The following is an 18,108-nucleotide window of genomic DNA, read 5'->3' as shown; positions in this document are numbered from 1 at the left end:
TACGCCTGCACCTACTCTCCTTTTACTGCTTTAACTGTTTTTAACGCCGATTTTATATCATCATAAATAATATTTCCAACAACTACTGTATCAGCATATTGTGCCATTTCTTTCGCCTGTTCTGCATTAGAAATACCGCCGCCATAGTATAACTGAGCTTGTTTCAATTCTGCTTTTACATTTTTAACAAGTTCAACTTCTCCATACGTACCGCTATATTCTAAATAAAATATCGGTAAATGTAATAACTTGTCTGCTAAACGAGCATATGCAATAACGTCATCTTCTGTTAAATCACATTTCGCATCTGTAAGCTGGGCTACTTTCGCTTCTGGATTTAAAACACAATACCCTTCCATAAAAATTTCGTCCCAGTCCATAATATCCCCAAATTCTTTCAATGCCTCATGATGAACACCTGTTACCCATTCTACTTTTCGGCTATTTAACACACTTGGGATGTAATAAAAATCAAATCCTGGTGTAATTGCTTCTACATCAGAGACCTCTAATACACAAGGAACAGCATATCTACGAATGCTAACTAGCATGTGTAATACGTTATCAATTGTAACCCCATCACTTCCGCCTACAATAACCGCATCAGTTCCAGACTCACAAATCATTTCTAAATGTTCATCGCTTAACTCCTTATTTGGATCAAGCTTAAATACATGTTTCCATCCGGAAATATCGTACATGAAAACACCCTTCCTTTTCTCTAGTTATATCTATAGTTCTGTTTAAAATAACAGTTAGTTTTCATCTTGTTTTTTAAATATTTTTCAAAAAGAATGATTTAATTTCATCTTCTTTTTATGCATTCTTTCATTATAACAAAAAAAGCTACTGACACACACGCCCATTCCAACATCTTTTTCAACGTCAAATGTTGGATTACATATCCCCAAAATCACACGGGATACTAATAAGAGAAGTAGTATTCACTATTTCAATTTTCATAAAAAGGAGTGTTTTTCTAATGAAGCAAAACATCGGGACAATAAACGCTCTAATTCGAATTACACTTGGGCTTGTCCTCTTCGGATGTAGTGCAACTAAACTTGTACGCAAGCCATGGTGCACTTGGTCTAACATTTTTCTATGGATTGGTGCAATGAAAGTTGCAGAGGGAATTGTTCGCTTCTGCCCTATTGTTGAAGCGTGGAAGTTTGGAAAATACATGAATATGGGTGCATTTAAAATGCCTAGCATGAATTTTACTGAAAAAGGACATGCTAAAGAAGAAGTGAATCAAACTTCCTCTCATGACAAGCCAAAGTCAAAAGGAAGTTATGACGCTTCTGACAAAGAGATTGAGTCAGCGATTGAAGAAATAATCCTGGCAAAACCGCTTTGAATCATTTGTCACGATGCAAGATGCTCTCAAAGGGACTTAGCTGCTGTAGTGAGCGGTTAAGTCTTCTTTATTTTACCATAAAAACAGAACGTACATTCCCTTTTTAAGCTTAAAATGTATATAAAAGATATCAATCAATAAAATTCAGAAAATTAGGTGCATACCTCTTGCTTAAAATGATATAAAAGTGATATCATTTTTATATCAGGAGGCGATCATATGAAAGAAAAACAAGTATTTTATGTAAATGGTTTTCTCGGTATTATTGGAATTTTGATTTTAGCGGCTATCGGTGTATTTTTCCTTGCACAAGAAATTTTTATAGGAGCAGCACTAACTATTGTATTAGCCGCAATTCTCGCTACGGGTATCGGGATTGTTCAACCAAATCAAGCGAAAGTTATTACGTTCTTTGGTAATTATTTAGGAACAATTCGTCAAAACGGTTTATTTTTAACGATTCCGTTCGCATTCCGTCAAACTGTATCTTTACGTGTTGAAAACTTTAATAGTAAGAAATTAAAAGTAAACGATGTTGAGGGAAATCCGATTGAAATTGCAGCTGTTATCGTATATAAAGTAGTTGATTCTGCAAAAGCAATGTTCGGTGTTGAACATTACGATCGATTTGTAGAAATTCAAAGCGAAACGGCAATCCGCCACGTCGCAACAAAATATCCATATGACAATTTCCAAGATGAAACTTGCATTACGTTACGCGGAAATACTGAAGAAATCTCTGAAGAATTAAAACGTGAGTTAGAGGCACGTCTTGAAATTGCTGGTGTAGAAGTATTGGAAACTCGTTTAACGCATTTAGCTTACGCAACAGAAATTGCCCATGCAATGCTACAACGTCAACAAGCAAAAGCAGTATTAGCTGCTAGAAAAGAAATTGTTGAAGGTGCTGTGAAGATGGCCAAAGATTCAATCCATATGTTAGATGAAGAAGGCGTACTGGAACTCGATGACGAGCGTAAAGCAAATATGGTAAACAACTTATTAGTTGCCATCGTTTCAGATAAAGGTGCGCAACCGGTTATTAATACAGGAAGCCTATACTAAAGGGTTGTAAATCATTATGGCTAAAAAGAAAAGCTTTCCATTACGTATTGATCCTGAATTACACGCAGTCATCGAAAAATGGGCGAATGATGAGTTTCGTAGCGTCAATGCACACATCGAGTATTTACTTCGAGAAATGGCAAAGCAAAAAGGAAAATTGAAAAAAGATAAAGATGCATAAAAAATCCCGCTGAGAAATCAGCGGGATTTTTACATATTAGCTTCTCGTCATCTCATGCCCAATTGCACGATATCCTATATCACTTCGGTAAAATAGACCATCACTCTCAATTTTGCCGATTTCTTTATACACCTTATCTTTCGCTGCTTGTAAACTGTCCGCCTTACAAGCAACAAATAGTACACGGCCGCCATTTGTTACAAAGTCACCATGCTTCATGGCTGTACCTGAATGGAAAACAATTACATCTTCCAGTGTATCTAATCCTTTAATAATGTCACCTTTTTTATATGCTTCCGGATATCCTTTCGAAGCAAGTACAACACCAATTACCGCTTCCTCTGACCACTGTAACGTTAATTCACTTTCATCTAATACCGCGTTACATACATCAACTAAATCATTTTCTAAGCGAGGTAATACTACTTCCGTTTCAGGATCACCAAAGCGTGCATTAAATTCAATTACCTTCGGGCCATCATTTGTTAAAATAAGTCCCGCATATAAAATTCCTGTAAACGAACGGTTTTCTGCAATCATTGCCTTGGCAGTTGGATGTAATACCATTTTTATTGCCTCTTGAACTGCTGATTCTGGAATTTGTGGTACTGGAGAATACGCACCCATTCCGCCTGTATTTGGACCTTTATCACCATCAAAAGCTCGTTTATGATCTTGCGCAATTCCCATCGGATGCACAGTTGTTCCATTTACAAATGCCATTAATGAAAATTCTTGTCCATCTAAAAACTCTTCAATAACGACCTTCTTGCTCGCTTCGCCAAACTTCACATATTGTAGCATCTCTTTCACAGCTTGTAATGCCTCTTCAAGCGTCATTGCTACCGTTACACCTTTACCAGCAGCTAGGCCGTCAGCTTTAATTACGATTGGCGCACCAACTTTTTGAATATACTGTACTGCTTCTTCATAGTCTGTAAAAGTTTCATATGCCGCAGTTGGAATATCATATTTTTTCATCAATTCTTTTGTGAAAGCCTTACTACCTTCAATAACAGCAGCCGCTTTATTTGGGCCAAACACACGAAGTCCCTCTTCTTTAAAGCGATCAACAATTCCATTCATAAGTGGAATTTCTGGTCCAACGAAAGTTAATTCAACCTTATTCTCTTTAGCAAATAAAACTAATGCATCAAAATCATTTTCATCAATATCAACTGGTGTTGCAACATCGCGCATACCTTCATTACCTGGTGCTACATACACCTTTTCTACTTTTTCAGATTGTGCAAACTTCCAAGCTAAAGCATGCTCACGCCCACCGCGGCCAATTACTAAAACATTCATATTTCATCCCCCAATAATTAAATAAGTACAAACTAGAAGCTATGCTCCTAGTTTGCTTTCTCATATCAATAAAAGTTTAAAAGGTTATCTCGACCGGACCTTTTAAACATCCTCTATTAGTGTTTGAAATGACGTACGCCAGTGAACACCATAGCAATCCCATACGTATCCGCCACTTTAATAGAATCTTCATCACGGATTGATCCGCCCGGTTGAATGATTGCTGTAATTCCTGCTTTTGCTGCTTCTTCTAATGTATCTGGCATTGGGAAGAAAGCATCAGATGCAAGTGCGCTACCTTGTGCTTTTTCACCAGCTTGTGTAATTGCGATTTTTGCAGAACCTACACGGTTCATCTGCCCTGCACCGACACCAATTGTCATATCATCTTTCGCTAAAACAATTGCATTTGATTTCACATGCTTTACAACTTTCCAAGCTAGTTTTAAATCTTTCCATTCTTGCTCTGAAGGTTCACGTTTCGTTGGAATTGAAATTGTACTTTCATCTAATGATAACGTATCTTCCTCTTGAACGAGAAGCCCACCTTGTACAGAAGTTAGTTTTTTGCTTGCACTTGTCGCTTTTTCAATATTTACAGTTAGTAGACGTAAGTTTTTCTTACTTTGCAATACTTCTAAAGCTTCTTTTGAGAAAGAAGGTGCAATAATGATTTCTAAGAAAATTTCGTGTAACTTTTCTGCTGTAGCTTTATCAATTTCACGATTTGCTGCAATAATACCGCCGAAGATTGATACTGGATCTGCTTCATAAGCACGAGTATATGCTTCGTGAATATCAGTTCCTACTCCAACACCACATGGATTCATATGTTTTACTGCTACTACTGCTGGTTCTGTAAATTCTTTTACGATGCTGAGCGCTGCGTCTGCATCATTAATATTGTTATACGATAATTCTTTACCGTGTAATTGTTCTGCGTATGCAACAGAAGAAGTTGCTGCGAATGGCGCTTTATAGAAAGTTGCCTTTTGATGTGGGTTCTCGCCATAACGTAAGTCTTGCTTTTTCTCGAATGTCACAGTTAATGTTTCTGGACTTTCTTCACCCATTTGCTCTGTTAAATAGTTAGAAATTAGCGCATCATATGCTGCTGTATGACGGAATACTTTCGCTGCTAGTTTACGTTTCGTTTCATCCATTACTTCGCCGTTCTCTTTTAGTTCTGCTAATACAACATCATAATCTACTGGATCTACAATTACAGATACGAATTGATGATTTTTCGCAGCAGAGCGAATCATTGTCGGGCCACCGATATCAATATTTTCAATTGCATCAGCAAATGTTACATCAGGCTTAGCGATTGTTTCTTTAAATGGGTATAAGTTAACAACAACAAAGTCAATTGGCTGAATACCTAATTCATTCATTTGTGTTACGTGTGTTTCATTATCACGAACTGCTAATAGACCACCATGAATATTTGGATGTAATGTTTTCACACGGCCATCCATAATTTCAGGGAAACCAGTTACTTCAGAAATACCAATTACTTGTAAGCCGTTTGCTTCTAGTAACTTTTTCGTACCACCTGTTGAAATAACTTCAATCCCTTGTTCTAGTAACCCTTTAACAAATTCTACTACTCCTGTTTTATCTGAAACACTTACTAATGCACGCTTTTTCATTTATCTTTCACCCCTGGTTGTATGTTAGTTAACAGTTGATTCTTTCACAGACTGAACAATTTGATTCACTGTATTTACGTATAATTTATGCTCAACTTGTTGAATTTTATTTTGTAAGCTTTCTCTCGTATCCCCTTCAGAAACAACTACTGCTTCTTGCGCAATAATTGGCCCTGTATCCATACCTGCATCTACATAATGAATCGTTACTCCAGTTACTTTCACACCTGCTTCTAATGCTTGACCGACAGCATCTTTACCCGGAAAGCTCGGTAGTAATGATGGATGAATATTAATAATCTTCCCGCCGTATGCTTCTAGTAACGTCGGCCCAATTAAACGCATATATCCAGCTAAAATAACATAGTCAATTTCATATTCTTCTAGCTTCTTTAATATCTCTTTTTCAAACGCTTCTTTTGACTCATATGCTTTCGCTGAAAAAGCAAAACACGGAATATGATGATAATGTGCCCGACCAACAGCGCGTGCTTCTGGTTTATCACATACTAATAAACTAATTTCTGCATCCAATCTTTTTTCTTCTACCGCATTAACGAGAGATTGAAAGTTAGATCCGCTTCCAGAAGCAAAAACCGCTAATCTACTCATAGTGCTGTGCCCCCATTAAAAGTAACACCAGCTCCTTGTATAGTACGTCCAATAATACGAGCCGTTTCTCCTTGTTCTTCAAGAAGACGAACAACATCTTTTGCATCTTCTTCCTTTACTGCCACTACCATACCAATACCCATGTTAAAAATATTGAACATGTCTTTCTCTTCCAGGTTTCCAACTTCTTGAAGCAAACTAAAGATCGGCTGAATTTTCCAAGATCCTAGTTCAATCTCAGCACCGATTCCTTCTGGCAACATGCGTGGAATATTTTCAATAAATCCGCCACCTGTAATATGCGCCATACCGTATACTTCATGTTTCTTCAATAGTTCTAAAATAGGTTTGACATAAATTTTCGTTGGTTTTAATAATTCTTCACCAAGAGGTAGCTCTAAGCGACCATAAATACGCTCTAAAGATAGTTCTCCATCTTCTAGTAACACTTTTCGTACTAAAGAGTAACCATTGCTATGAATACCGCTAGATGCTAAGCCAATTAACACGTGACCAGCTTCAATTTTTTCACCTGTTATAATTTTCTTCTTATCAACAATCCCAACTGTAAAACCAGCTAAATCATATTCTTCCGTAGAATACATTCCTGGCATTTCAGCTGTTTCTCCACCGATTAATGCACAACCAGCTTGGCGACAGCCCTCTGATATACCTTTGACGATGTTTTCAATTTTACTAGGTTCAGCTTTACCACAAGCAATATAATCAAGGAAGAAAAGCGGCTCTGCTCCTTGGACAACAATATCATTTACACACATTGCTACTGCATCAATACCAATTGTGTCATGTTTATCTGCCATAAAAGCGAGCATCAATTTCGTTCCCACGCCATCTGTTCCAGATACTAATACAGGTTCTTCTAATGCAAATTTTGATAGATCAAACATACCTCCAAAACCGCCTAAACCGCCTAGTACTTCTTTTCTCATAGTTGTTTGTACGTGTTTTTTCATGCGAGATACCGCTTCATATCCAGCTTCAATATCTACTCCTGCTTGCTTATATGCATTCGCCATCGTTATTTACACCTCGTCTTTTAATTTCTCCCCATCCAGGGCGGGCTATTTTAAGAAAGGAGCTAGCTTCTACATCAAAAGAAGTAGAAGCTTTTTTCACTTTTCTTATTTCATACTTTCTAAAAGCTCTTGCTCATAATCATAAAGAGCTGTTGGATAGTCCCCATTAAAATAAGCCATACATAGACCGCCATATTTCCCTTCATATGGACGCCCAATTGCATCTACTAATCCATCTTCGCTTAAAAATGTTAAAGAATCTGCTCCGATCATTTCACGGATTTCTTCTACTGTATTATTTGCTGCAATTAATTCTTTTCTCGTTTGAATATCAATGCCATAAAAACATGGATACTTAAGAGGTGGTGAAGCGATTCTTACGTGAACTTCTGTCGCTCCAGCTTCACGAAGCATACGAACAATTCGTTTACTTGTCGTTCCTCTTACGATAGAATCGTCAATCATAACAACTCGTTTCCCTTCCACTACACCTCTTACTGCTGAAAGCTTCATCTTAACCCCTTGCTCACGCAGTTCTTGAGAAGGCTGAATAAAAGTACGTCCAACGTAACGATTTTTAATTAATCCTAATTCATACGGAATGCCTGTTGCCTCCGCATAGCCAATCGCTGCTGAAATACTAGAGTCTGGTACACCAGTAACAACATCCGCTTCAATAGGAGCTTCCGCTGCTAAACGTTTTCCCATATTTTTACGCGCTGCATGAACGTTAACACCAGCAATATTAGAATCTGGTCGTGCAAAGTAAATGTATTCCATACTACAAATCGCATGTTCTACATCGTTTGTAAAACGATCTACGTGAATTCCTTCATCATTAATGATAAGTAATTCACCAGGTTCTACATCGCGAATGTATGTTGCACCTACTACATCAAAAGCACATGTTTCAGATGCTACAACGTAAGCATCCCCCATCTTTCCAATTGAAAGCGGACGGAATCCATTTGGATCTAACGCAACGATCATTTCATTTCCAGTTAGTAAAAGATACGCAAACGCACCTTTCACTTTATTCAGAGCCTCTTTTACACTTTCAATTAAAGAGTCTTTCGTACTACGTTTAATAAGATGTAAAAGTACTTCTGTGTCTGAACTTGTTTGAAAAATACTTCCCTCTGCCTCTAATTCACGGCGAAGCATTTTTGCATTAATTAAATTCCCGTTATGAGCTAGCGCCATACTATGATCAGAAAAACGGAACAACAATGGTTGAACGTTAGCAACTTCACTTCCACCAGCTGTTGCATATCGTACATGTCCGATTGCTGATTTTCCATTTAATCCTTCTAGCTCGCCTCTTGAAAACACTTCTGATATTAAACCTAACCCCTTGTGACCGACAATTTTCTCACCATTATTTACGACAATGCCTGCGCCTTCTTGTCCACGGTGCTGTAAACTGTGCAATCCGTAGTATGAAACTTGTGCTGCATTTTCATGCCCCCAAATTCCGAAAACGCCACATTCTTCGTTTAACCCCTTTATTTCAGCAAGCATGGGATTGCCCCTTTCCAAGCCTTTCTCATTTCATCTACATTTGCTGTAAGTAATACTTCATTTTCTTCATTATGAATTGTTACTTCATTTGTACTTGTTACTTCTCCAACTTGGATTGCTTCTACCGCTTTCTCAAACGCCTCTTTATTTTCACGTTTTACAGTAATCACGAAGCGAGACTGTGATTCAGCGAATAATGCTGCTGTTGCTTCTCCATCTAATTTCACAGTAGCACCTAAGCCTTTAGCACCAATTGCACTTTCTGAAATCGCAACTGCTAAACCACCCTCAGCAACATCATGTGCAGATTGAACAAGACCAGCTTGAATTGCTTCTAATACTTGTTTTTGGCGTTTTAATTCTACATCTAAATCGATACTTGGTGATTGCCCGAAGATTTTACCGTGAATCATTTTCTGTAATTCACTTCCGCCAAACTCAGCTTTCGTCTCACCGATTACATAAACTAAATCGCCAGCTTGCTTAAACTCTTGTGTTGTTACATGTTTTAAGTCATGTACAAGTCCGACCATCCCAACAGTTGGTGTTGGATATACAGCTTCGCCACTACGCTCGTTATACATCGATACGTTTCCGCCGATAACTGGTGTTTGTAATGTGCGACAAGCTTCACTCATACCGTCTACTGATTTCTCAATCTGCCAGAAAATCTCTGGTTTTTCTGGGTTACCGAAGTTTAAGCAATCTGTAATTGCAAGTGGCTCCCCGCCAGAACATACGATATTTCGCGCTGCCTCTGCTACTGCAATTTTACCGCCCATTTCTGGATCTAGATAAATGTAGCGAGAGTTACAATCTGTCGTCATTGCTAATCCTTTTTCTGTACCGCGTACACGTACAACTGCAGCATCTGAACCTGGTGTCACAACTGTACTTGTGCGAACTTGGTAATCGTATTGATCGTATACCCACTCTTTACTTGCAATTGTTGGTTGCTGTAATAGAGCGAATAACGCTTCTTTATAATTTTCTACTTTTGGCGTTTCCATTTTCATTGCTTGGAATTCAGCAAAGTATGCTGCTTCTTTTGATGGCTTATGATAAATTGGTGCTTCTTCTGCTAAAGCATCTGCTGGAACTTCAGCTACCTTTTCACCTTTATGGAATAAACGAAGCATTTTATCTTCTGTTACTTTCCCCATCGTAACTGCTGCAAGACCATACTTCTCAAATAAATCTACTATTTCTTGTTCTCTACCTTTTTTCACAACAATTAACATACGCTCTTGTGATTCAGATAGCATCATTTCATATGGTGTCATTCCTGTTTCACGCTGTGGTACATCATCTAAATACATTTCAATACCCATTCCTGCTTTACTTGCCATTTCTGCAGAAGATGATGTTAAACCAGCCGCACCCATATCTTGAATTCCAACAAGTGCATCAGATTGAATTAATTCTAAACACGCTTCAATAAGAAGTTTCTCCATAAATGGATCCCCTACTTGAACCGCTGGACGTTTCGCTTCTGAACTTTCAGATAGTTCTTCCGACGCGAATGTTGCACCGTGAATACCGTCACGACCAGTTGATGCTCCTACGTACATTACTGTATTACCAGCACCGTGCGCTTGCCCTTTTTTAATGTCTTCGTGGTTAATCAAACCTACGCACATTGCATTTACAAGTGGATTTCCTTCGTAACATGGATCAAATTGTACTTCGCCGCCAACAGTCGGAATACCGATGCAGTTACCGTATCCTGCAATTCCTGCTACTACTTCTTCGAATAAATATTTCACACGTGGTGACTGTAATTCACCGAAACGAAGTGAGTTTAATAGAGCTACCGGACGTGCTCCCATAGAGAATACGTCACGAATAATACCACCAACACCTGTTGCAGCTCCTTGATATGGTTCAATAGCTGAAGGATGGTTATGACTTTCCATTTTAAATACAACTGCTTGATTATCACCTATATCTACAATTCCAGCACCTTCTCCAGGTCCTTGCAGAACACGCTCACCTGTCGTTGGAAACTTACGAAGAACTGGTTTTGAATTTTTATAACTACAATGTTCAGACCACATTACAGAGAATAATCCTGTTTCTGTATAATTTGGCAGACGACCTAAAATCCTTTCAACCATGGCAAACTCTTCGTCTGTTAGCCCCATTTCCGCATATATACGCTCTTCTTTAATTTGTGTTGGATTTGGTTCAAGCATTAACGACATATGTTTCCCTCCACTGTTTTAAGATAGATTGAAAGACTTTTAACCCTTCAGCACCGCCAAGTAATTCATCTACAGCACGCTCTGGATGTGGCATCATACCAAGTACATTTCCTTTTTCGTTTACAATACCAGCAATATCTGAAACGCTACCGTTAGGATTTTCTACGTAACGGAATGCGATTTGATTATTCTCTTCTAATTGTTTAAGAGTCTCTTCGTCACAATAGTAATTCCCCTCACCATGAGCGATTGGAATATTGATTATTTCATTTTTTTCATATTGTGATGTAAACATCGTTTCATTATTTTCAACACGCAACTGAACAGTGCGACACATAAATTTTAAGTTTTCGTTTCTCATTAACGCTCCTGGTAGTAATCCTGATTCAACAAGAATCTGGAATCCATTACATACACCTAAAATCGGCTTTCCTTGCTCAGCAGCTTTTTGCACTGCTTTCATTGCATTAGCAAAGCGAGAAATAGCACCGCAGCGTAAGTAGTCACCATAAGAAAATCCACCTGGTAGTAGAATTGCATCATATTCATCTAAATTCTCTGTATCGTGCCAAACGTAATCTACTTCTTCGCCAAGCTCATCTTTAATTGCATGGAACATATCGACATCACAGTTCGAACCCGGAAATACTATTACGGCAAATTTCACTGTGCGACAACCTCCTCAACTTCATAACGGAAGTCTTCCATTACAACGTTCGCTAATAGTTTTTCACACATTTCTTTTACCTTGCTATCTAAATCAGATACAGATTTATCAATTGTTAGTTCCATGTACTTTCCGATTCGAACGTCTTGTACTTCTGTAAATGAAAGACTATGAAGTGCTCCTTTTACTGCTGTTCCTTGTGGATCTAATACGCTTTCTCTTAATGTTACATATACCTTAACTTTATACATGTGAAATTCCCCCTAAACGTTTTAAAATCTCTTCATAAGCTTCTGTTAAATTTCCAAGATCACGACGGAATACGTCTTTATCAAACTTTTCATTGCTCGTTTCATCCCATAAACGGCAAGTATCTGGTGAAATTTCATCCGCTAAAATGATTTCTCCTTCTTCCGTTACACCAAACTCTAATTTGAAATCTACTAATCTTACACGACAGCTTGCGAAATGATCAATCAACACTTGATTGATTTGTAGAGCCATATCTCGTAATACACTTACTTGCTCTGGCGATGCAACGTTTAATACACGAATATGATCTTCCGTTACAAGCGGATCTCCTAAATCATCATCTTTGAAGTAAAATTCTACGATTGGTTCTGCAAGTACAGTTCCCTCTTCCATTCCTAATCGTTTTGAAAGACTTCCTGCAATTACATTTCTTGTGACAACTTCTAAAGGAATAATACTCACTTTTTTAACAAGTTGTTCTGTTTCAGATAACTTCTCAACAAAATGTGTTTTAATTCCCACTTCTTGTAACTTTCTGAACAATAAAGTTGTAATTTCATTGTTCAAACGACCTTTTCCTGTAATCGTCTCTTTTTTCTCCCCATTGAAAGCAGTCGCACTATCTTTGTACTCTACCCAAACCATATCTGCTGATTCTGTACGATAAATTCTTTTTGCCTTACCTTCATACAGCAATTCTAGCTTTTGCATTTCGCAAGCCCCCTGTAGTTTGAAAAATGTGAATAATGTTTTTATAAATAATGGCACAGAATGACTCTATTCTGTGCCATATGAAATTTTACGCTTCGTTTAATCCAAGGCGTTCAAAGATTGTATCAACGTGTTGCATGTGATGCTCATAGTTGAAGCATTCATTAATTTCTTCTTGTGTTAACTTGCTTGTAATACGCTCATCAGCTTCTACAAGCTCTTTAAATTGTACTTGTGTTTCCCAAGCTTCCATCGCTTTAGGCTGTACGATATCATAAGCTTCTTCACGTACCATACCTTTGTCGATTAGTGTAAGCATTACGCGCTGAGAATAAATTAAGCCGTATGTTCTTGTCATATTGCGTTTCATATTCTCTGGGTATACAGTTAAGTTTTTAACGATATTACCAAAGCGATTTAACATGTAATTTAACGCGATTGTAGCATCTGGTAAAATTACGCGTTCTGCTGAAGAGTGAGAAATATCACGCTCATGCCATAATGGAACATTCTCATAAGCTGTCATCATATAACCGCGGATAACACGAGCTAAACCAGTCATATTTTCAGATCCAATTGGATTACGCTTATGCGGCATTGCAGAAGAACCTTTTTGACCTTTTGCGAAAGCTTCTTCAACTTCACGTGTTTCACTCTTTTGTAAACCACGAATCTCAACTGCCATCTTTTCGATAGATGTTGCGATTAGTGCAAGTGTTGACATGTAATGAGCATGGCGATCACGTTGCAATGTTTGTGTTGAAATTGGTGCTGCTTCTAATCCTAAGTTTTCACAAACATACTTTTCTACGAATGGATCGATATTTGCATATGTACCAACCGCACCAGATAATTTACCAACGCGAACTGTATCAGCTGCTTGCTTGAAACGCTCTACGTTACGTTTCATTTCTTCATACCAAAGACCAAGTTTTAAACCAAATGTTGTTGGTTCTGCATGAACACCGTGTGTTCTTCCCATCATGATTGTGTATTTATGCTCTTTCGCTTTGTTAGCTAAAATGCTCACAAAGTTCTCTAAGTCTTTTAATATGATTTCATTCGCTTGTTTTAAGATGTAAGATAATGCTGTATCTACTACGTCTGTAGATGTTAAACCGTAATGAACCCATTTACGTTCTTCGCCTAATGTCGGCGTTTCTGATACAGCACGAGTGAATGCAACTACGTCATGACGTGTTTCTTTTTCAATTTCATAAATACGATCAATATCAAATGATGCATGTTCACGAATTTTTTTAACATCTTCTTTTGGAATGTCGCCAAGCTCAGCCCATGCTTCACAAGCTAAAATCTCAACTTCTAACCACGCTTTAAATTTGTTCTCTTCCGTCCAAATCGCACCCATTTCAGGGCGTGTATAACGACTAATCATCTTTTTCCCTCCAACAGTTGTTCTTGATGGTCCCAAATATGCAAACTCTTCGCTTTTTCTAGAGCAACTTCAATATTATCATTTAAAATATTAACATGCCCCATTTTTCGCTGTGCTTTTGCTTCTTCTTTTCCATACAAGTGTAAATAGCACCCGGTTAGTCTATTCACTTGTCTTAGGACCCCTTCTATATGTTCGCCTAAAATGTTTACCATGACAACTGGTTTTAACAAATTTGTTTCTCCTAGAGGTAAATTACAGATTGCTCGAATATGTTGACCAAATTGGCTCGTTTCACATGCATCCTGTGTGTAGTGTCCTGAATTGTGAGGTCTTGGTGCTAATTCATTAATGTAAATCTCACCATTAGCTGTAGCAAACATCTCTACAGCTAGTGTTCCCACAAGTTTTAATTCATCCGCAAGTACCTTTGCATAAGCAATTGCTTTTTGAGAAAGCTCTTCTGTAATACGAGCTGGAACGATAGATTCATGCAAAATGTTATTTACATGAATATTTTCCGCTACTGGAAACACTTTCGTTTCACCACTTACACTACGAATCACAATAACAGATACTTCTTTTTCAAAAGGCACCCATTTCTCTAAAATACACTCTGCTTTATCCACAAGATTTCTTGCTGTCTCAACATCAGCCTCACTTCTTAAAACAACTTGCCCTTTCCCATCATATCCACCTGTCGTCGTTTTTAAGACGGAAGGGAATGATAACTCAGCAATTGCTTCTGTAAGCTGATCTTGATTTTGAACTAATCTATACGTTGCTACTGGTAACCCAGCCTTCTCAATTCCATTCTTTTCTGTAAAACGATTTTGCGTTTTATTTAACAACTGACTACCTTGTGGCAAGTAAGCATGTTTTTCAAGCCATTGTAAACATCTATAATCAATATTCTCAAATTCATATGTGACAACATCACTTATCTCTGCTAAATGCTGAATTGCCTTTAAATCGTCATACGGTGCAACGATTTCAATATCAGCAACTTGTGCACATGGTGAATGCTTTGTAGGATCTAAAACAGCAATTTTATATCCCATCTCCTTGGCTGCCAATGCCATCATTCTTCCTAGCTGGCCGCCTCCAATAATGCCGATTGTTTTTCCAGGTAAAATGATTCTCGTCATACTAGCTCACTACCTTCGCGCACATCTTTTTCAATCGATTCTCGTCTCAATTCTAATGCATCATGTATATCATCATGGAATGATCCAAGTATTTGTGCAGCAAGTAATCCAGCATTCGTTGAACCGGCTTTACCAATTGCAACAGTTGCAACTGGAACCCCCCCTGGCATTTGGACGATGGATAATAATGAATCTAAGCCGTTTAATGCTTTTGATTGAACTGGAACTCCAATTACAGGAAGATTTGTCTTCGCTGCAACCATTCCTGGTAAATGTGCTGCTCCACCAGCTCCAGCAATAATAACCTTCAATCCACGTTCACGAGCCGTCTCTGCATATTCAAACATATAATCCGGAGTCCGATGAGCGGATACAACCTTTTTCTCATACGGTATATTTAATTCATCTAAAATGTCACAAGCATATTTCATTGTTTCCCAGTCTGACGTACTTCCCATTATGACTCCAACTAGTGATTTCATATTAGAATCCCCCCGATTCAAATAAAAAAAGCCTGAAATAGAACAGTTTCTCTTTTACTATGAGAGAAAGCGCTCTACTCAGGCATACGTATCCCTTGTGAATAGAAAAATACCGAGTGACTTTCCCTCATAGTCTAACGAATAACGGTCGTTAGGTAGAGACTTGCAGGCCATATCCCCGCGATTATATGAGGTCTTATATTATTGTTTCTATGGCTATATTAACAATATTTCATAAACGATGTCAATAAATAATCGAATGTTTTTTTATTAGTAGTCAATAACGTTCGTGTTTTAGTTATATTCAAAAGAAGAATTGCAACTATATGCAAGAAGAAAAGGGAATTAGAATATATATTTCTAGAGATCTATTTACTTATAATCGTTTATATAGTACTTCAGTATGTTTTAAATCAAAATATGTACACTCTTGTATTCTACACATCAATAGAACTTTTATTATAACGATTTAATTTCTAAGGAGGATAAACATGAAAGAAAGAACTACGCTATTATCCTATTTATTTTTTCTATCGCAGTAATTGTTGTAATTATTGAATACTTATTTATAGCATCTCATTATTTAAAATATATACTTATGATAGAAATAATGTGTCCTATTTTAAAAGTCTCTATTTCATTCTTTTTTCGTCTTTAGCGTTATTAAATTTATGGATTATAACATTCGGTAAATAAAAATAAACACAAAAAAACCTAAGTCGAAACGACTTAGGTTTTTGCTTGGCGACGTCCTACTCTCACAGGGACAAGGTCCCAACTACCATCGGCGCTAGAGAGCTTAACTTCCGTGTTCGGTATGGGAACGGGTGTGACCTCTCTGCCATCATCACCAAACTATGAAGGCATATTCCTTCAAAACTAGATAACATTTGCTACATATTATATGGTTAAGTCCTCGATCTATTAGTATTCGTCAGCTCCACATGTCACCATGCTTCCACCTCGAACCTATCAACCTGATCATCTTTCAGGGATCTTACTAGCTTACGCTATGGGAAATCTCATCTTGAGGGGGGCTTCATGCTTAGATGCTTTCAGCACTTATCCCTTCCGCACATAGCTACCCAGCTATGCCCTTGGCAGAACAACTGGTACACCAGCGGTGCGTCCATCCCGGTCCTCTCGTACTAAGGACAGCTCCTCTCAAATTTCCTACGCCCACGACGGATAGGGACCGAACTGTCTCACGACGTTCTGAACCCAGCTCGCGTACCGCTTTAATGGGCGAACAGCCCAACCCTTGGGACCGACTACAGCCCCAGGATGCGATGAGCCGACATCGAGGTGCCAAACCTCCCCGTCGATGTGGACTCTTGGGGGAGATAAGCCTGTTATCCCCGGGGTAGCTTTTATCCGTTGAGCGATGGCCCTTCCATGCGGAACCACCGGATCACTAAGCCCGACTTTCGTCCCTGCTCGACTTGTAGGTCTCGCAGTCAAGCTCCCTTATGCCTTTGCACTCTACGAATGATTTCCAACCATTCTGAGGGAACCTTTGGGCGCCTCCGTTACACTTTAGGAGGCGACCGCCCCAGTCAAACTGCCCACCTGACACTGTCTCCCGGGTCGATAAGACCCGTAGGTTAGAATTTCAATACAGTCAGGGCGGTATCCCACCAGCGCCTCCACCGAAGCTAGCGCTCCGGTTTCAATGGCTCCCGCCTATCCTGTACAAACTGTACCAAAATTCAATATCAGGCTACAGTAAAGCTCCACGGGGTCTTTCCGTCCTGTCGCGGGTAACCTGCATCTTCACAGGTACTATAATTTCACCGAGTCTCTGGTTGAGACAGTGCCCAAATCGTTACACCTTTCGTGCGGGTCGGAACTTACCCGACAAGGAATTTCGCTACCTTAGGACCGTTATAGTTACGGCCGCCGTTTACTGGGGCTTCAGTTCAGAGCTTCGCTTACGCTAACCCCTCTCCTTAACCTTCCAGCACCGGGCAGGTGTCACCCCCTATACTTCGCCTTACGGCTTCGCAGAGAGCTGTGTTTTTGCTAAACAGTCGCTTGGGCCTATTCACTGCGGCTTTCCGTTAAGAAAGCACCCCTTCTCCCGAAGTTACGGGGTCATTTTGCCGAGTTCCTTAACCAGAGTTCTCTCGCACACCTTAGGATTCTCTCCTCGCCTACCTGTGTCGGTTTGCGGTACAGGCACCTTTTATCTCGCTAGAAGCTTTTCTTGGCAGCGGGGAATCAAAGACTTCGCTCCATAAGGAGCTTCCCCATCACAGCTCAGCCTTCACGATAAGCGGATTTGCCTACTTATCAGCCTAACTGCTTGGACGTGCACAACCAATCGCACGCTTCTTCTATCCTTCTGCGTCCCTCCATTGCTCAAACGATAAAGAGGTGGTACAGGAATATCAACCTGTTGTCCATCGCCTACGCCTGTCGGCCTCGGCTTAGGTCCTGACTAACCCTGAGCGGACGAGCCTTCCTCAGGAAACCTTAGGCATTCGGTGGACGGGATTCTCACCCGTCTTTC

The 18,108-nt window shown here is 39.0% G+C and carries 16 protein-coding genes, 2 rRNA genes, 1 pseudogene and 1 riboswitch (1 of these 20 only partly in view); of the genes and pseudogenes, 4 read left to right on the top strand and 15 right to left on the bottom strand.

Annotated elements, in window-relative coordinates:
- Nucleotides 1-11: 11 nt before the first annotated feature.
- Nucleotides 12-701: a heptaprenylglyceryl phosphate synthase gene (locus NZ044_RS01725; protein ID WP_000272085.1), complete on the bottom strand. Its 690-nt coding sequence runs from the start codon at nucleotides 699-701 to the stop codon at nucleotides 12-14.
- A gap of 281 nt (nucleotides 702-982) precedes the next feature.
- Between NZ044_RS01725 and NZ044_RS01720 the strand changes: the two genes are divergently transcribed.
- The 3 genes from NZ044_RS01720 (at nucleotide 983) to NZ044_RS01710 (ending at nucleotide 2,606) form a co-directional block, all read left to right on the top strand.
- Nucleotides 983-1,360 (top strand): YgaP family membrane protein, encoded by a 378-nt coding sequence (locus tag NZ044_RS01720; RefSeq protein WP_000812342.1) that lies wholly within the window; start codon nucleotides 983-985, stop codon nucleotides 1,358-1,360.
- A gap of 219 nt (nucleotides 1,361-1,579) precedes the next feature.
- A complete protein-coding gene (locus tag NZ044_RS01715; protein ID WP_000660674.1) occupies nucleotides 1,580-2,425 on the top strand; it encodes an SPFH domain-containing protein in 846 nt (281 codons plus the stop codon).
- A gap of 16 nt (nucleotides 2,426-2,441) precedes the next feature.
- Nucleotides 2,442-2,606, top strand: a complete 165-nt coding sequence (locus tag NZ044_RS01710; RefSeq protein WP_001085171.1) for a toxin-antitoxin system HicB family antitoxin — start codon at nucleotides 2,442-2,444, stop codon at nucleotides 2,604-2,606.
- Nucleotides 2,607-2,642: 36 nt separating this feature from the next.
- Here NZ044_RS01710 and purD read toward each other — a convergent pair whose 3' ends face one another.
- The 12 genes from purD to purE form a co-directional block, all read right to left on the bottom strand.
- Nucleotides 2,643-3,914, bottom strand: coding sequence for a phosphoribosylamine--glycine ligase (gene purD / locus NZ044_RS01705; RefSeq protein WP_097891886.1), 1,272 nt, complete (start codon nucleotides 3,912-3,914; stop codon nucleotides 2,643-2,645).
- A gap of 116 nt (nucleotides 3,915-4,030) precedes the next feature.
- Nucleotides 4,031-5,566, bottom strand: coding sequence for a bifunctional phosphoribosylaminoimidazolecarboxamide formyltransferase/IMP cyclohydrolase (purH, locus tag NZ044_RS01700; protein WP_000745400.1), 1,536 nt, complete (start codon nucleotides 5,564-5,566; stop codon nucleotides 4,031-4,033).
- A 24-nt stretch (nucleotides 5,567-5,590) separates the two neighbouring features.
- On the bottom strand, nucleotides 5,591-6,178 hold the full coding sequence (gene purN, locus NZ044_RS01695; protein ID WP_000088578.1) for a phosphoribosylglycinamide formyltransferase: 588 nt from the start codon (nucleotides 6,176-6,178) through the stop codon (nucleotides 5,591-5,593).
- Nucleotides 6,175-7,215, bottom strand: coding sequence for a phosphoribosylformylglycinamidine cyclo-ligase (gene purM / locus NZ044_RS01690; protein WP_001262424.1), 1,041 nt, complete (start codon nucleotides 7,213-7,215; stop codon nucleotides 6,175-6,177). The genes purN and purM overlap by 4 nt, the downstream gene beginning before the upstream one ends.
- A 105-nt stretch (nucleotides 7,216-7,320) precedes the next feature.
- Nucleotides 7,321-8,736, bottom strand: a complete 1,416-nt coding sequence (gene purF / locus NZ044_RS01685; protein ID WP_000879026.1) for an amidophosphoribosyltransferase — start codon at nucleotides 8,734-8,736, stop codon at nucleotides 7,321-7,323.
- On the bottom strand, nucleotides 8,721-10,940 hold the full coding sequence (gene purL, locus NZ044_RS01680) for a phosphoribosylformylglycinamidine synthase II (RefSeq protein WP_000055594.1): 2,220 nt from the start codon (nucleotides 10,938-10,940) through the stop codon (nucleotides 8,721-8,723). The genes purF and purL overlap by 16 nt, the downstream gene beginning before the upstream one ends.
- Nucleotides 10,924-11,607 carry a phosphoribosylformylglycinamidine synthase subunit PurQ gene (gene purQ / locus NZ044_RS01675; protein WP_000666782.1) on the bottom strand — a complete coding sequence of 228 codons (684 nt, stop codon included), beginning with the start codon at nucleotides 11,605-11,607 and terminating at the stop codon, nucleotides 10,924-10,926. Before purQ ends, purL begins: the two co-directional genes overlap by 17 nt.
- Nucleotides 11,604-11,858 (bottom strand): phosphoribosylformylglycinamidine synthase subunit PurS, encoded by a 255-nt coding sequence (purS, locus tag NZ044_RS01670; RefSeq protein ID WP_000278823.1) that lies wholly within the window; start codon nucleotides 11,856-11,858, stop codon nucleotides 11,604-11,606. Before purS ends, purQ begins: the two co-directional genes overlap by 4 nt.
- On the bottom strand, nucleotides 11,851-12,570 hold the full coding sequence (purC, locus tag NZ044_RS01665) for a phosphoribosylaminoimidazolesuccinocarboxamide synthase (protein ID WP_001170545.1): 720 nt from the start codon (nucleotides 12,568-12,570) through the stop codon (nucleotides 11,851-11,853). The genes purS and purC overlap by 8 nt, the downstream gene beginning before the upstream one ends.
- Nucleotides 12,571-12,658: 88 nt before the next feature.
- Nucleotides 12,659-13,966 carry an adenylosuccinate lyase gene (purB, locus tag NZ044_RS01660; protein ID WP_000625687.1) on the bottom strand — a complete coding sequence of 436 codons (1,308 nt, stop codon included), beginning with the start codon at nucleotides 13,964-13,966 and terminating at the stop codon, nucleotides 12,659-12,661.
- Entirely contained in the window at nucleotides 13,963-15,114 is a 1,152-nt protein-coding gene (purK, locus tag NZ044_RS01655; protein WP_000196768.1) for a 5-(carboxyamino)imidazole ribonucleotide synthase, read from the bottom strand. The genes purB and purK overlap by 4 nt, the downstream gene beginning before the upstream one ends.
- On the bottom strand, nucleotides 15,111-15,596 hold the full coding sequence (gene purE, locus NZ044_RS01650; protein ID WP_000839369.1) for a 5-(carboxyamino)imidazole ribonucleotide mutase: 486 nt from the start codon (nucleotides 15,594-15,596) through the stop codon (nucleotides 15,111-15,113). Before purE ends, purK begins: the two co-directional genes overlap by 4 nt.
- A 110-nt stretch (nucleotides 15,597-15,706) precedes the next feature.
- Nucleotides 15,707-15,808: riboswitch (purine riboswitch) on the bottom strand.
- 279 nt (nucleotides 15,809-16,087) lie between these two features.
- Here purE and NZ044_RS01645 point away from each other — a divergent pair.
- A pseudogene (locus tag NZ044_RS01645) lies at nucleotides 16,088-16,292 on the top strand (hypothetical protein).
- 43 nt (nucleotides 16,293-16,335) lie between these two features.
- Here the strand turns inward: NZ044_RS01645 and rrf are convergent.
- Both rrf and NZ044_RS01635 read right to left on the bottom strand, forming a co-directional pair.
- Nucleotides 16,336-16,451 (bottom strand): 5S ribosomal RNA (gene rrf, locus NZ044_RS01640).
- Between the two features lie 49 nt (nucleotides 16,452-16,500).
- A 23S ribosomal RNA gene (locus tag NZ044_RS01635) occupies nucleotides 16,501-18,108 on the bottom strand; it runs 1,314 nt beyond the window's last position.

It is taken from the genome of Bacillus sp. FSL K6-1338 (assembly GCF_038006965.1).
Classification (GTDB): Bacteria; Bacillota; Bacilli; order Bacillales; family Bacillaceae_G; genus Bacillus_A; species Bacillus_A thuringiensis_S.
The sequence above is the reverse complement of the archived record's forward strand: the minus strand, read 5'-3'. Positions and strand labels throughout refer to the sequence as shown.